The 14,683-nt window shown below is 62.4% G+C and carries 11 protein-coding genes; 3 read left to right on the forward strand and 8 right to left on the reverse strand.

Going from position 1 to position 14,683, the window contains the following annotated elements; genetic code table 11:
- Positions 1–2: 2 nt before the first annotated feature.
- The 6 genes from DyAD56_RS05560 to DyAD56_RS05585 all read right to left on the reverse strand — a co-directional run bounded on the left by DyAD56_RS05560 (position 3) and on the right by DyAD56_RS05585 (position 8,523).
- On the reverse strand, positions 3–1,151 hold the full coding sequence (locus DyAD56_RS05560) for a DUF6624 domain-containing protein (RefSeq protein ID WP_102301743.1): 1,149 nt from the start codon (positions 1,149–1,151) through the stop codon (positions 3–5).
- 88 nt (positions 1,152–1,239) lie between these two features.
- The gene (locus tag DyAD56_RS05565) at positions 1,240–3,096 is read right to left on the reverse strand and encodes a M1 family metallopeptidase (protein WP_102301744.1); all 1,857 of its coding nucleotides are present in this window, start codon (positions 3,094–3,096) and stop codon (positions 1,240–1,242) included.
- A gap of 158 nt (positions 3,097–3,254) precedes the next feature.
- Positions 3,255–3,569: an EF-hand domain-containing protein gene (locus tag DyAD56_RS05570; RefSeq protein WP_102301745.1), complete on the reverse strand. Its 315-nt coding sequence runs from the start codon at positions 3,567–3,569 to the stop codon at positions 3,255–3,257.
- A gap of 125 nt (positions 3,570–3,694) precedes the next feature.
- Entirely contained in the window at positions 3,695–5,395 is a 1,701-nt protein-coding gene (gene acpA / locus DyAD56_RS05575; protein ID WP_102301746.1) for an acid phosphatase, read from the reverse strand.
- Positions 5,392–6,957, reverse strand: a complete 1,566-nt coding sequence (locus DyAD56_RS05580) for a peptidase S10 (RefSeq protein WP_102301747.1) — start codon at positions 6,955–6,957, stop codon at positions 5,392–5,394. The genes acpA and DyAD56_RS05580 overlap by 4 nt, the downstream gene beginning before the upstream one ends.
- Positions 6,958–6,978: 21 nt before the next feature.
- Positions 6,979–8,523, reverse strand: coding sequence for a peptidase S10 (locus DyAD56_RS05585; protein WP_102301748.1), 1,545 nt, complete (start codon positions 8,521–8,523; stop codon positions 6,979–6,981).
- Between the two features lie 152 nt (positions 8,524–8,675).
- On the opposite strand from DyAD56_RS05585, the gene DyAD56_RS05590 reads away from it, so the two are divergent.
- The 3 genes from DyAD56_RS05590 (at position 8,676) to DyAD56_RS05600 (ending at position 11,595) form a co-directional block, all read left to right on the forward strand.
- Complete coding sequence (locus DyAD56_RS05590) at positions 8,676–9,386, forward strand: DUF6624 domain-containing protein (protein ID WP_102301749.1); 711 nt, start codon at positions 8,676–8,678, stop codon at positions 9,384–9,386.
- A gap of 197 nt (positions 9,387–9,583) precedes the next feature.
- Positions 9,584–10,000, forward strand: coding sequence for a hypothetical protein (locus DyAD56_RS05595; RefSeq protein WP_102301750.1), 417 nt, complete (start codon positions 9,584–9,586; stop codon positions 9,998–10,000).
- 110 nt (positions 10,001–10,110) lie between these two features.
- Entirely contained in the window at positions 10,111–11,595 is a 1,485-nt protein-coding gene (locus DyAD56_RS05600) for an alkaline phosphatase family protein (protein WP_102301751.1), read from the forward strand.
- Between the two features lie 80 nt (positions 11,596–11,675).
- Here DyAD56_RS05600 and DyAD56_RS05605 read toward each other — a convergent pair whose 3' ends face one another.
- Positions 11,676–12,419 (reverse strand): DUF2968 domain-containing protein, encoded by a 744-nt coding sequence (locus tag DyAD56_RS05605; RefSeq protein ID WP_102301752.1) that lies wholly within the window; start codon positions 12,417–12,419, stop codon positions 11,676–11,678.
- 135 nt (positions 12,420–12,554) lie between these two features.
- Positions 12,555–14,681, reverse strand: a complete 2,127-nt coding sequence (locus DyAD56_RS05610) for a TadG family pilus assembly protein (protein WP_102301753.1) — start codon at positions 14,679–14,681, stop codon at positions 12,555–12,557.
- Between the last annotated feature and the right edge of the window lie 2 nt (positions 14,682–14,683).

The following is a 14,683-nucleotide window of genomic DNA, read 5'->3' on the forward strand; positions in this document are numbered from 1 at the left end:
GGTCAGTGTTTGCTCTGTGTCGAGTCGGCCTGGTAGGCCTCGTCGTTCTCTTTCAAGTAGTCGGCTTCGGGCTCCATGCCCATCGCGGCGCGACGCGCCTCCAGATGGGTGGGGTCCACCATGGGCAACGGTACGCTGTGGCCGTTCGTCAGGGTGGCCTGGGTGCCGTAGATTTGGGGTTTATGCTGTAAAACAAGGTGCCGGTCGACCACCGTAGCGTAAAGGGCGTGGGATAGCTGACTTTTGTCCACCAGAGGACGGGATAGTTCCAGTACGCGCCCCATCAGGACGTCGTCATTCTCGATATGGTCGGCCAGCAACAGCATGTAAGCCGATCCGTTGCGCCCGACCATGGCGGGGCTGGGGAAGCCGTACTGGTCAAGGATCGTTCGGACGCGCTCGATATGTTTGGCGTCAATATCGATCACCGCTTTCTGCTGCGGCGAATCCTGTTTCATACCGCTTTCCACGAAGCTGCGGCGAACCGCCTGGTCCGCTTTGAACATGTCGCGCAGTTCTTGTCGAAGCGCGGGCTCGCTGGGCCACTGCGGTGCCATGGAGAGCGGCGGCGCACGGTTGATGTCGTCGAGGGATTGACCGGCTTTCAAGGCCGTCTGCACCTCGGCAAGGCGGGCGTCCATGAAGGATAGGCCGATCGAGTCGCGTGACTCCGTGGCGCTGGCGGTGGTCACGAAGGGCGACGTGACGACCTTCCCATCCTTCAGAGCCAGCAGCGTGCCGTACTCCTGTGGCTGACCGTGCGATACGTCGATGCGGTCGCACAGCGCTGCGTAACCATCGGCATCGACGTCGATGCCGATGTGGGACCGCATGGCGTGTTCCATGGTTTCCTGGAGGGCGGGATCGATGCCGGCACGTTCCGCCAGTCGGCCCGCTGCATCAACGCCGTCACGGCCGATACGGGCCACACTTGGCCACGTATCGTCGTGAATCAGTGCTTTGAGCTTGGCGGCGGATGCTGCATCCAATGGACTTGGCGACACCTTGTCCAAGGCAATCAGTGCGTCATGCAAGCCGGTATCGAACGAATCCTGGGCCAAATCACCACTTGCCTTCGGCGCACCGGCGAGAGCCGGTAACGAAAGGCCCAGTGCGATCGGCCAAAGCCATGCGAACCTTCCGTGTGCCATGCCGTCTTCCTGTCGGTGTTGGAAACGATCTGGTCATGTCCTCCGTACCCTTTCCGTCGCAGCGCGACGGGAAGGGCGGGGATCCGTTTTACTTGCTGCCGTTCTTCTTGGTCTTTTCGATCAGCGTCTCGACCGCTTGCTGCGTCAGCGGGTGATAGCCGCTCTTGGCTTTGTCATACACCTGCTGCGCATAGGCGAGGCCTTCCGGCGTCTTCACAAAGGCGCGGTACAACGGCATGGTCAGGTACAGGCGACCGATGCGTGTCATGTGCTCAGCGGCGGCCGGCCATACGTCCTTATCACCCGCGGCGATGGCGTGGCTGTACCAGCGCATGCCGATCTCGGCGTTGGGTGTGCCGGTGAGGTGCCATGCGGTGTCGATCTGCTTGATCTTGTCGAGCGGCGTCACGTCCGGCAGGCCGTCGAGGAAGTACATCCATTCCTGCGTGTTCCAGCTCTTCGCATCCAGCTTGTCTGCGGCGAGCGAACCGGCGAGGAACGAAGCGCGCTCCTTGTCGATGGCGTTGAAGCGCGGCGAGTCCGGCAGCGGCGCATCCTTGGGAATGCCCGGCTCGTACACCCACTGCTTCACTTCATCCCAGCTCATCTTGCCGGGATTCTTGTCGAACAGATTGGCCTTCAGGTAATCGAGCATCTGCTCCGTGGTGATGCTCTGGAAAGCGAAGTGCGCGAAATAGCCTTTCAGGTACGCATCGAAGGTCTCGCGGCCGAAGCGCTGTTCCAGCGTACGCAGGAACCAGCTGCCCTTGTCGTACGGCACTTCGGAAATCGAATCGTCTGCGCCAATGCCGGGCTTGGGCGCAAGGCGCTGCGCGTTCTCCGGGATGTCCTTGATGTTCTTCTCAAGGCCGCGCGCGGAAATCAGCGCTTCTTCATCGGCGAGCGTCTTGCCGTAGACGGCCTCGGTGATACGGCCCTGCACGTAGGTGGTGAAACCTTCGTTGAGCCAGATGTCACGCCACGCGGCGCTGGTGACCAGGTTGCCGGACCACGAGTGCGCCAGCTCATGCGAAATCACCGACACCAGACTCTTGTCGCCCACCAGTAGCGTCGGCGTAGCGAAGGTCATGTTCGGGTTTTCCATGCCGCCGAACGGGAACGACGGCGGCAGCACCAGCAAGTCGTAGCGGCCCCAGGTATATGGGCCATACAGCGACTCTGCGGTCTTGATCAGCTTCTCGGTGTCCTCGAATTCCTTCGCCGCCTTGCCGACGATGCTCGGCTCGGCATAGACGGCCGAACGCGGGCCGGTTTCCTTCGCCGCGATGTCACCCGCCGCGATGGCGAGCAGGTACGAGGGAATCGGATGCGGCTGGCTGAAGCTGAAGTCACCATCCAGCGGATGGTTGGCATCGTTCAGTGCGCTCATCACCACGCGCACGTCCTTCGGTGCGGTGACGTGGGCGTTATAAGTGAAACGAACGGCCGGCGAATCCTGCAGCGGCACCCACGAACGCGCATGGATGGATTCGGATTGCGAGAACATGAAGGGCAGCTTTTTGTCCGCTGTCTGCTCCGGCGTCAACCACTGCAGGCCGGAAGCCGTCGGCACAGTCGTGTAGACGATGCGTACCTGCGCGGGATGCTGCGGGGTGGCGATGGTCAGCTTGCTGCCCAGCTCCTTGTCATTCGGCGCCAGCGCGTACTTCAGCGCGCTTGCTTTGCCCGCGGCATCGATGCCTTCGATGCTGGCGATCTTCAGGTCGCGCGTGTCCAACACCAGCGACTTCGCCTTCGCGTCCTTCCAATCCAGCTTCAGCGTGGCCTGACCGTCCAACTGCTTGTGCGGAAAGTCGACCTTCAGGTCCAGATCCAGGTGCGTCACGCGGACCTGGTCGGGCTGGGCATAGGAATGCGGGTCGGCAGCGAAGGCGCTCAGCGGCAGCGCAAGCGCGCCGAAGGCGAGGAGGTGGGACGGGCGCATCGGGGTCACTCCAAAAGCAGGAATGCCGAGTATGCCATTGGCGGGTGGGTGGCCGCGGGTGTGGATGGTCATCCCGGGTTTTGCTGTCATCCCGGCCTACGCCGGGATGACGGTGGAGGGGTAGCTGTCCTGAGGGGGCAGCGATGCCTATCCCCAGCTTAGTGCGTCGAACCCGCCGTCGCCGGCGCTGCCTGCGGATGCTGCAGCGACTGCACGTAATCGACCACGTCCTGCTTGGACACCACGCCGCGGTGGTTCTTGTCGATGGCGTCGAAATGCGCGCGGATAAAGGGCACCGGGCCCTTCTCGGCTTCTTCCTTCGTCAACAGCCCGTCCTTGTTCTTGTCGGCGATGTCGAAGTTCTTCATCGAATTCTGGGCTTGGTTAGCGATAGCGCCCAGGCCCGTCTGCGCGTGGCTGGCGGTAACGGCAAAGGCGGCGAGTGCGGCGATGATGAGAACGATGTGACGCATGGTGAATGTCTCTCCCTGAAAAGGCGGGCGGAGTATGTCACCGGGGATGTGAGCAGTTCGTTCGGGCAGAGCCTTGCCGTTCTGCAGGAGCGCACAGGTGCGCTCCTGCAGAACGGAGCAGGGCTTTAGGCGCCCAGTTCCAGCGCGTTGGTCAGGTCGCCCGGCGGCGGGCCACCGGCGGCCACCATGGCCTGCTCGCGCATGGTCAGGCCGGGCAGCTTCTCCAGCCCGAAGCGGCGCGTGAGAAAGCGCGCGATGGAGCCGGTATCGTAGATGGTGTGGTCCACGTGGCCCTTCTTCGCGAGCGGCGACACGATCAGGGCGGGAATGCGCGAACCCGGCCCCCAGCGATCGCCCTTGGGCGGTGCCACGTGGTCCCACCAGCCGCCGTTCTCGTCGACGGTGATGACGACCAGCGTGTGCTTCCACGCCGCCGAATTCTGCAATGCATGAACGATCGTCATCACATGGCGGTCGCCCGCATCCACGTCCGAATAGCCGGCGTGCATGTTCAGGTCGCCCTCCGGCTTGTAGAAGCTCACGGCGGGCAGGCGGTTGGCCTCGATGTCGGCGAGGAAATGATTGGTCTTCGCCGTTTCACCCACGCCGGCATCGCGCAGGTGCTTTGCGCGCGCGGTGCTGCCGGGCGCAAAGCTCTTGAAGTAGTTCAGTGGCTGGTGGTGGATCTGGAAATTGGGGCGTTGCGGGAATTGGTGTTCGTCACCGTCACCCTTGCCGTCCAGCGCGAGCTGCCACGCACCCGCATACCACGCCCAGTCCACCTCCTTGGCGGACAGCATGTCACCGATGTTCTTGTGTACCTGCGGTGGCAGCGTGTTGGGGCTGTCTTCGGAGGCGAGATCCTCGTCCTTGCCCGATTGCGTGCTGGACGGCTGATACGGCGGCATCATGGTATTCACCGCCCAGAAGTCGGGCGTGAGCTGGCTGCGCGACGCAAACTTCGGTCTGCCCTGCATGGCGCTGGCCGGCGATTCGCCGGACAGCTTCAAGCGCGGATCGTCCGGCTTACCGCTTTCGGTCACAGCAATGTTGAACTGCGCCGGGCTCTTGTCTGCATCCGGATAGAACGGTGGTTGCGCGGCGACCAGATACTGATGGTTGAGAAACGAACCGCCAAACGCGCCCATAAACCAGTTGTCGCACAGCGTGTACTGGCGGGCGAGCTGCCATAGGCGCAGGTTGGCGGCGCTGTCGTCGTAGTGGCCCATCACCATCGCGCCGGTGTCGCCCCACGCAACGAAGCCGTCGTTCTTGCCGCCATTGATCTGCCGCTGGTTCTCGTAGAACGCGTGTACCAGATCGCGTGTCACCACACCATGCGGCAAAGGCTCGCCGCTGCCGGTACGCAAGGCCCACGGCGCGTTCGGCAGGCCGGTGATGTCGTCCTGCATCACCTGGTAGGTGCGGTGGTTCACGGTCTGCTGGTGTGGGGCCAGGCCATGCCAGATCGGCGGCAGGTTGGTGAGTAGCGAGCCGTCGCGGTCGTGCTGCTGATATTCCTCGGGCGTGAGCGCGCTGAGTGGCTTCTCCACGCCGGGGAAGTTGGCAAACAGGTTGTTGAAGCTGCGGTTCTCTAGATAGATCACCACCACTTTCTGAATCTGCTTGCGCAACGCTTCGTCGATCGCGGCGGGCGCCACGGGCGAGGGTCCTGCCGCTTTGCTGGCGGCCATGGCCTCGGTGCCGCCTAACGCAAGTGCCGCGCCACCCAGCGCGAGGCCGCCCAGCAGGCGGCGTCGGGTGGGATCTACGGGTTGTTGTTCTTCAACGGTATCGGGGGAGTGCGGGGGAGGGAGCTTGGTCACGGTGCTGCATCATCATAAAAACGGGACAGGTCCGCCTTGGTCTCCTGCAGCGACGTCTGGTCGAGATAGATCATGTGACCCGACGGATAGAAGCCGTAGAAGACGTTCTTGCGTTCCGCCGGCTCCAGCCCAAGGTGGGTGAGGTCGAATTCGGTCGCATAGAACGGCGTAGCCAGATCATAGTAACCGTTTGCCGAGAAGACCTTCAGGTGCGGGTTGCGGCGCATGGCATCGCCCAGGTCGTCGCCCACGTAGGTGGCCTGTAGCCAGCCGCCGTTCTTCTTACGCTTCCAATCCCAGTTTTTGCCAATGGCGGCGTAGTTGTTGGGCAGGTACGGGCGGTCGTCGGTGAACTTCAGTTCGGTCGCGGCGTACTGGTTGAACGCCGCCACGTAGGCGCCGGTGATGGCGTCGCTGGCGGTATCGCCATCGGGAGTTTCGCCAGCAGCATCGGGATCGATGCCTTGGAAACGGCCGTCCAGACGTCCTACTGTCAGTCGCTGGTCGCGCAACAGTTCCTTGCGGAACCGGCTCGGGCTGACGCGAAGGTTCGCTTCCTTGATGTACTGCGGCGAGATACCCAGATAGCGGCTCATCTGGTTGGCGACGCGGTCGACCTCGGCCGGGTCGATGGCATCGCCCTTGGCGAGCGCCAGGGTGTAATCGCCCGAGGCGAAGTGGCGCACCTCGTCGAGGAAGGTTTTGATGTCGGCGGGCTTATTCGGCACCTTGTTGTGGTACCAAGCAATCGCCGCTTCGGTCGGCAGATTCACGATGTAGCCGTGATCGATGCCCGGCGCGGCGACGGAAAAGTCGAGGATCGACGACATCAGGATGACGCCGTTGAACTCCATGCCGGCGTCCTGCAGCGACTTCACCAGCACGGCGGAGCGCGTGGTGCCGTAGCTTTCGCCGAACAGGAACTTGGGCGAATTCCAGCGGTTGTTCACGCTCACGTAGCGGCTGATGAACTTAGTGAACGCATCGGCGTCCTGATCCACGCCCCACACGTCCTTGCCGTCGGTCTTGCCGACCAGGCGCGAGTAGCCGGTGCCCGGTGCATCAATGAAGACCAGGTCGCTCTTGTCCAGCAGACTCTGGTCGTTCGGCACCCAGTGATAGGGCGCAGGCGGAATCGGCTTGTCGCCATCGTTGGCCACGCGCACCGGGCCAAACGAGCCCATGTGCAGCCACATCGACGACGAACCCGGACCGCCGTTGTAGAAGAACGTCACCGGACGTTTGCTGTTCTTGCCGCCGTCGGCCGTGTAAGCGACGTAGAAGAAGCTCACCGTCGGCTTGCCCTTGTCGTCACGAATGGTGAGGCGGCCGGCGGTGGCGGTGTAGCTGATGCTGCGGTTGCCCACGCGCACGCTGTGCTTCGTCACTGACGTCGTTTCGGGTGGTGCGGGTTGGCTATTGTCGTCGGCGTTCTTGTCTTTGTCCTTGTCACCCTGCTCGGACTTGGACGCGTCCTTCGGTGTATCGGCGGCGTGCAGCGGCAAAGTACCCAGCGCAAGAATCGTGGCGAGGGCGAGCGAAGCAAATGAAAGCTGGCGCATGTCAGTCGTCTCCGGTGGGGATCAGGAGTGGGTGGTGGCGTCGTAGTAGCGTGCCAGGTCGCCCTTGAGCTGCTGCAGCGCTTCGGTGTTGAGGTAAATCATGTGGCCCGACGGGTAGTACAGGAAATGCACGTTGTTGCGGAGCGACCGCTCCAGATTCATGTGCGAGATGTCGTACTCAGTGATGAAGAACGGCGTAGCGAAATCGTAATAGCCGTTGATCGACAGCAGTTGCAGGTTCGGGTTGGTGCGCATGGCGTGCGCGAGGTCACCCGCGACGTAGGTGGTCTGCAGCGGACGCTTGATGCCCGCGGCCTGATGCTTCCAATCCCACGCTTTGCCGATGTCGCCGAAGGTCGGGCGGTATTCGAGGTCACTGTGGTAATTGAGCTGGTTGCTCACGTAATCATGGAACGCAGTGACAAAGGCACCGCTGATGCCGGTGTCGGACGCATCGTAGTCCGGCGTTTCGCCGGCGGAATCCTCGTCCACACCTTCGAATCGCGCGTCGTAGCGGCCAATGGTGCGACGCTCATTGCGCAACAGCTCTTTGCGGAAGCGCGAAGGGTCCACGCGCAAGTTCGCTTCCTTGATGTACTCGGCGGAAAGGCCGGTAAACGCCGCAAGCTGGCGTGCCACCGCGTCCGCTTCGGCGGGCGGTACGTCCTGCCCCTTGGCGAGCGCCGTGGCATATGGGCCGCGCGCGAAAGCGCGGACCTGGTCGAGATAGGTCTTCAGGTCTGCCGGCTTGTTCGCCAGCTTGTTGTGATACCACGCGGCGGCGGCGTAGCTTGGCACGTAGCCGATATACATCTCGTCGTAGCCGGGGTTGCGCACGCCGTAGTTGAGGATGGACGACATGATGATCACGCCGTTGAGCGACATGCCCTTGTCCTGCAGTGCATCAGCCAGCGCGCCGGAGCGCGTGGTGCCATAGCTTTCACCGTAGAGGAACTTCGGCGAATTCCAGCGATTATTGATGGTCACGTAGCGTTGGATGGCGCGCGAGAACGCCGACACATCCTGATCCACGCCCCAAAAATCCTTGCCTTCGTTTTTACCGAGTGGACGCGAATAACCCGTGCCCACCGCATCGATAAAGACCAGGTCGGTCTTGTCGAGCAGGCTGTCGCTGTTCGGTACCAGCTTGTACGGCGCGGGCGCAGTGGCCGCAGGGCTGGCGGTAGCGATACGCACCGGGCCAAACGAACCCATATGCAGCCACATCGACGACGAGCCGGGGCCACCGTTGTAGAGGAAGGTGACCGGGCGCTTCTCCGGCTTGCCGGTGTCCACCGTATAGGCCACGTAGAACACGCCGGCCTGTGGCTCACCCTTGTCGTCGCGGATGATCACCGTGCCTGCCGTGGCGGTGTACGACACCGATCGGCCGTTGACGCTCACGCTGTGCTTGGTGCGCACCGCCGTCTCGGTACTGGGGGCCCGGATGTCCTCGTCCTTGCTGGCAGTGGCCTTCTTGTCGGGCGGCGCATCCTTGGCCAGGGTCATGGAACACGGCGACAGCACAAGGCTGCCGGCCATCAGCAAGGTCAAAAGGCGACGCATGGAACTCCCCAGGGCTTTGGATCGATGTAAGCCCGAGTATGCGTAGGAAGGCCGACGGATGACCGTGACAAAAGTACTGGGAGACTTGCTTTTGACTGACGAAAATTTGCCGAGGTAGCATCACCGCAAGATCAAACGCAGGGAGCGCGGGGATGAGGCCATGGATCGTGCCGGTGCTGCTTGCAGCGGTTTATTGCGGTATGGCGCGGGCTGAGGAGGGCGATGTGCCGGCGCGAGTAGCGGCTTCCTGCCCGGCAGCGGCGGCCTGGATAAAGGCTAATGCTGTACAGCAGGCCAAGAGTCGCGACAGCAGTCGAACGTTCTCCGAGCCCGCGTTGCGTACTGCATTGCAGCAGCATGCCGACCGGGACCAGCAGGCACGTGATGCATTGATAGCCGTTGGCATGGACTTGGGCAGCAAGGAAGCGAAGGCCGTGCAGCAGGTCGATGCGACCAACCTCGCTTGGCTCAAGAGCGTGATCGCTCGCTCGGGTTTCCCCACGCCGGAGCAAGTCGGCATACAGGGCGTCACCAATGCTTGGCTGCTCGTGCAGCATGCAGATAGCGATCCGACGTTTCAGTCGCACGTGCTTGGCCTGCTCGAACCTCGCGCGCACGACGGCACCATCCGCCCCTCGGATTACGCCATGCTGGTCGATCGCGTGCGTACTAACCATGGCAAGCCGCAGCTCTATGGTTCCCAGTTCGTTGGTGACGCCGCGAAGCCCAGCGACATGCATCTATCACCGGTGGAAGACCCGGCGCATCTGGATGAACGGCGCGCACGCATGGGCCTGATGCCCATACATGACTACGAGTGCGCGCTGCGCGCGATGTACGCGACCGCCCCCGCCCCGAAGTAGAGCCGCCACCATCCCTGACGATGCGGCGGCTCGTGTCGATCCGTGGTCATTGCTTGCGTTAGGGCACCTGTGGCGGTCCGGTCCTGCCGTGATAGGAGCGGTGCATTCTGACCCCGTTTCGGTATCACCAATGGTCTAGCGACAGCCGCAAGCCGCCTGCCAATACTTCAGGGCGCCATCTGGATACGGAGAGGGCGATGAGCGACATCCGGGATTTCGACGTGGACCTCGGCATCCATGATCGCTATGTGGCGTTTAGCGCGGAGGTCGTTCGACTTTCACTGTTGGCGCCGGTGGTACTCGCTTTCTTCGCCACTTATCTGCAAAAGACCGCGGATCATGGCCAGGATGCGTTCAAGCAAGCATCGTCGTCGTTCGAGTGGTGCTTCATCTTCATGGCGCTGGCCGTCGGTTGCGGACTGGCCCATCGCTTCTTCGCGATCGAGTTTCTGCAATGGGTGGTAGAGAAGAAGCGGGGAATCGAACCCAGCAAGGCGCACGGTCACTTTCTGAGCGTGGCTTCCACGCTCAGCATTATCGCCACACCGTCACTGCTCGCCGTCGCCGCGTGGTTCTTGCTGCAGGCGGTACGCGACGTATTCAAAACGTTGTGAGCTGAATGCGCCAGCATGGACGCGCCGAAGCAAGGAAAGCGGTCGTCACCCTGTCAGCAAGAGAGGCGCCCGGATACGCATCGTACAGCGCTATTGATTAGGAGCCATGCATGCCTGCGTCCATCAAGCACGTCTTCGTACTCATGTTGGAAAATCGCTCGTTCGATCACATGCTCGGCTATCTGCCCGGCGTGGACGGCGTAAAGACGGGGATGAGCAATCCGGACCCTTCGGCTTCACCTCTGCCACCGGTGCAAGCCAGCAATGGAGCAACGGATCGGCCGGCGTCGGACCCAGGCCACGAATTCGAAAACGTCTGGCAGCAGCTCTATTCGACGCCGCCGCCGGACGGCTTTACCGGAGACTCCTCGGCGGTGCCGACGATGCAGGGATTCGTGGCGAGCGGCGGCCCGGAGACGATGGCGTGTTTCACCCAAGCCGGCGTGCCTGTGCTCACGCAGCTTGCGCAGTTGTTTACCGTGTTCGACAACTGGCACTCATCCATGCCCGGTCCCACGTGGCCGAACCGGTTCTTTGTGCACGCGGGTTCGTCCGGCGGGCTGACGAACAGTCCGAGCGCACTGACGTCGCTTGCGGGGGTCACCCTTGATGAGGCGGCCTTCAGTTTCGAAAATGGATCCATCTACGACCGCCTCGACGACAAAGGCCTGTCGTGGCGGGTCTTCCATGGCGACGCGTTGCCTCAGGTGTTAGCGGTCAAACGTCATGTCATGCCGTTCATCGACAACAGTGCGAACTTTGCATCCATCAGTCCAGACAGTCCGGACGACGCTTTCGCCACCCAACTCCAATCCGGGCAGTACGAGGTCGCGTACACCTTCATCGAGCCCGACTACAGCATTCTGACCAACATGTACGGCGGCAACTCCCAGCATCCCAAGGGCAATGTCTCCAGCGGAGAAGCGTTGATCAAGTACGTCTACGAGACCATCCGCAATTCGCCCGTGTGGGTAGAGTCACTGCTATTGATCACCTACGACGAACATGGCGGATTCTTCGACCACGTCATTCCGCCAACATGTGACGCCCCGGGTGATGCGGACTTGAATTTGGGGCACGCCTCCGATCCGTATCCCTTCGACTTCCGCCGCTATGGTGTTCGCGTGCCGGCCGTGCTCGTGTCGCCGTGGGTCGATGCAGGTGTGAACCATGGTCTTTTTGATCACACCTCCGTACTGAAAACATTGGAGGAGATCTTCCAGCTCAATGCGCTGACTGATCGCGATGCCGGGGCAGCTTCTCTCCTGCCATTGCTCACGCGTCCAGACCCCAGGGTGAGCGACATGCAGGCACCGACGAAACTCAATGCCCCGGCTCTTCAGGCCATGGCGGCAGCATCCGTTCCTATTGATCCTGACGCTGCACCCGATCCGGCGCTGGCGGGCTTCACCCGCATTGCTGCGAGCCTGGACATCGGCCTGACACACGGTCAGGCGCCGCCAGCCGCGCCACTCGTGCTGGAGCAGATTCGTCTGCCGGAAACCTCGGTAAAGACCACTAAGCAGAGTCTGGACTACATTCAGAGCGTGCTGGATCGCTTGAATCAGCATCGCGCGTCTATCGCCCGCCACTGACGCCGTCGGCAGCGCCAAAAACAAAACCGCCGCGTCGGCAAGACAGCGGCGGTTTCGTGGACCAGCTTATCGCCGACGAATCAGGGCGTAGCGGGTGGCTGCTGTTGCGGCTGCGTCGTCGGCGCGTCGGTGGTGTTTGCCGGTGCGGGAGCCGGTGTCGGCAGCACCAGCGCCGGGTTGGCCTGCACGGCTTCCAGTGCGCGGATCTGCTGCTTCACCGCGTCGAGCTGTGCATTGGTGTTGTGCAGATCGCTGCTGAGCGTGACGGCCTGCTGGCGCGACTGTTCCTGCGCCTCGGCCACCTGGCGGGCTTGTTGCTGCTGGTTGTTCGCATCCTGCTGCAGGCTACGCAGCTTGGCCTCGTTCACCGAGATCATGTGCTCGGCGTACTTGTTGCCGGCATCCAGGCGCAAGGTGTCGATTTCGACCTGGCCTAGCGTCTGTGTCTGCGCCACAAAGGTGCGATAGAGGCTTTCGGCATCATCGAAGGAGTCGGTCTGCATCACGCGCCAGAACTCTTTGCCGTGAAACAGCACCACGTAATAGCCCAGCGTTTCCGGACGGAACAGCAGGCTTGCACCGTAGGTGCTGTTGTACGTCGTGCGTATTTCGGTGAGCTGGTGGTTATCGATCAGCTGACGCAGGCTCTCGACCGTATTCAACGGCACCCTGGGCGGCGTGGCGGCCGGAGCGGCCACCGCCTGGGGCATCGGGTTGTTGGCCGTGGCGGGTGCGCTGGCGCAGGCCGACGTGGCCATGAGGACCATGGTGCCGATGGCGAACAGCACACATCGTGGGCTCGCGCTGCGAGTCAAAGCCTTCATCCCGTCTTTCCCCTCTGATCGTGGCCGGCCCCGGGGCGCGCTTGGGCGCGCACTCCCTCCATGGCCGGGCCATCCGGGACAGTCTAAGGGTCTGCCCGGGGCGGTCAAGGGGCCGGGGCTTACAACGGGCGCCAACTAGTAGACCAACTGCACACCGTGACACTGCAATGACTGCAGAGACACCGTGCTGACGCCCAGGTCGATGCCCAACGCGCTGGTCAGCAGTGGGGTGAGGACCTGGGAGCCCAGACTGTTCAGTGGACCCTGTAAGGCCTGTACGACGAAGCCAAGCACCGCCACCAGGCTGTTGGGGAGCGACGTCGATCCACCATTCATGGCGGTCTGGATGGCCGCGATGCAGGACGGCTGGTTGCCCAGCGCACAAACTGTCTGGGTGAGGACACCGCCCAGCAGGTTGACTACGCCGCCCAGCAGGTTACCCGTACCGGTGAGCAGGCCCGGTATGTTGAGGGTCAGCGTGCTGCCGAGGATGTTGCCAACGCTGCTGGTGGTGTTCTGCAGGAAACCCTGCAAGCCCGTCGTACTGCTCGAAAGCTGGTTCAGCGCCGCCGAAAGCTGGTTGAGGTTTGGGGTGAGTCCCGTATGGGATGCGACGTTGTTGTTCCACAGATCCGTCGCTAAAGGCAGGGAGATCCCCGACGAGCTGGACGGCGTCGTCGACTGGGTGATCAGTGCAGTCGTCAGCGCCGTGAACAGGTTGCTGACGGCCGTGCCGATGTTCAGCGTCGTGCCATTGGAAGGAATGTTGGCGGACGTACCGGCGGTGAGTGTGCCGGTGCCGTTAGCGGACAGGCCAGTCAGCGTGAACGGGTTGCCCACCTGGGCGAGCACCGCACCGGCAGCCTTCACCGTCAGCAAGGGGTTGGTGTTGGTAATGGGAATCTGCGCGCAACTACCCGCTGTACTGAAAGCGCTGGCCTGAGTGATGCCACCCACGCACATCTGCAGGATCGACGAGGTCACGTTGAACGTGGCCGTCTCTGGGCTGCCGTTCGTCGACGTGCAAAGACTGGCGACCGTCGCCTGCGCGTTGACCAGGTCGATAGCGATGGGCAGGTTGAGGCTGATCGATACCAGCGGACTTAGCAGTGCCCCGACCAGCGGGATACTGGCGGAGTTGAATTGCACGTTGACGAAGGCACGCACCTGCGCGGTCGATGCCGTGGCACCGACACCGCCAATGCCGATCTGTGGTGGCTCGATCACCGCAAACGCGGTGCTGATGCTGAGCCCGGGTATCGCGCCGGCCGGCGTGGATAGGTTGCCACTCAACGCGTGCTGCCCCGTCGCCACGGCGACCGCCGTGCTGATCAGTTGCAGCGCGCTGACTTGAGCGTTGAGCGCGGATTGCAAACCGGCCGAGTTCGGCGCCGTGATTTGCGCAAACAGACCCGACGTCGGGCCGTTGGAGCCCAGCGTCACCTGTCCGGGTGCACTGCCAATCGCTGCGGTTACGGCGTTGACCAATGTCACGTTGGCGCCCAGCAGTTGCTGTTGGCCTGCGGCATTGACCACGGCATTGAGCACGTCGATTAATGCATGTGCCTGCACCGACGAGGCGAGAAGCTGATTGAGCCCGCCCGCGCTGATATTGGCCGGTATCTGCACACCAAGTTGGTTGAGCAAGCCCGACGGCGTAATCGTGGCATTGGCGAGCCCCTGGTATCCCACCAGGGATGCTTCGGGAATCGTGAGCCCAACGGCACTCAACGCTTGGCCTAGTGGGGATTTGCCGCTCACCGTGGCCAGCGTGCTGCCGATGCTGAACACCGCGGTGGGTTCCTGGCTGGATGCCACTGCTTCGGCACTGACGTTGGGCAGGTTGCCGGCAAAACCCCAGATGGGCAGCACCGGGCGTTGTGCCACCACTTTCACCGCATTGGGTGTGGACCCCGTTACCGTCGTGCTGAAGTGGTCGCTGATGCCGGCATTGGCGACAGGGTCCCATGTGCCGCACTGGATCGTCAGCGTGCCGCGGCTGGTGAACTTGTTCTCGATCAGCGCGTTGCCGCTCGCCGCCGTATTGCCCATGTTGTTCGATGCGCAGGCAGTAAGCTGCTGCGCGCCCGCGAGCGCGGCAAGGTCCGCCACTTTCTGCGTGTCGCGCTTGGCCCAGTAGAGATAACCCACCTCCACCATGCCGAGCATGCTGATGAGAAACAGCATCATCAGTAGCATGCTGACCGCTGTCGCGCCGCGTTCACGACACCAAGATTTCCGTTTGTCGAAGGTGTGTGGCATAG

The sequence above is a fragment of the Dyella sp. AD56 genome, from assembly GCF_002878475.1.
Classification (GTDB): Bacteria; Pseudomonadota; Gammaproteobacteria; order Xanthomonadales; family Rhodanobacteraceae; genus Dyella.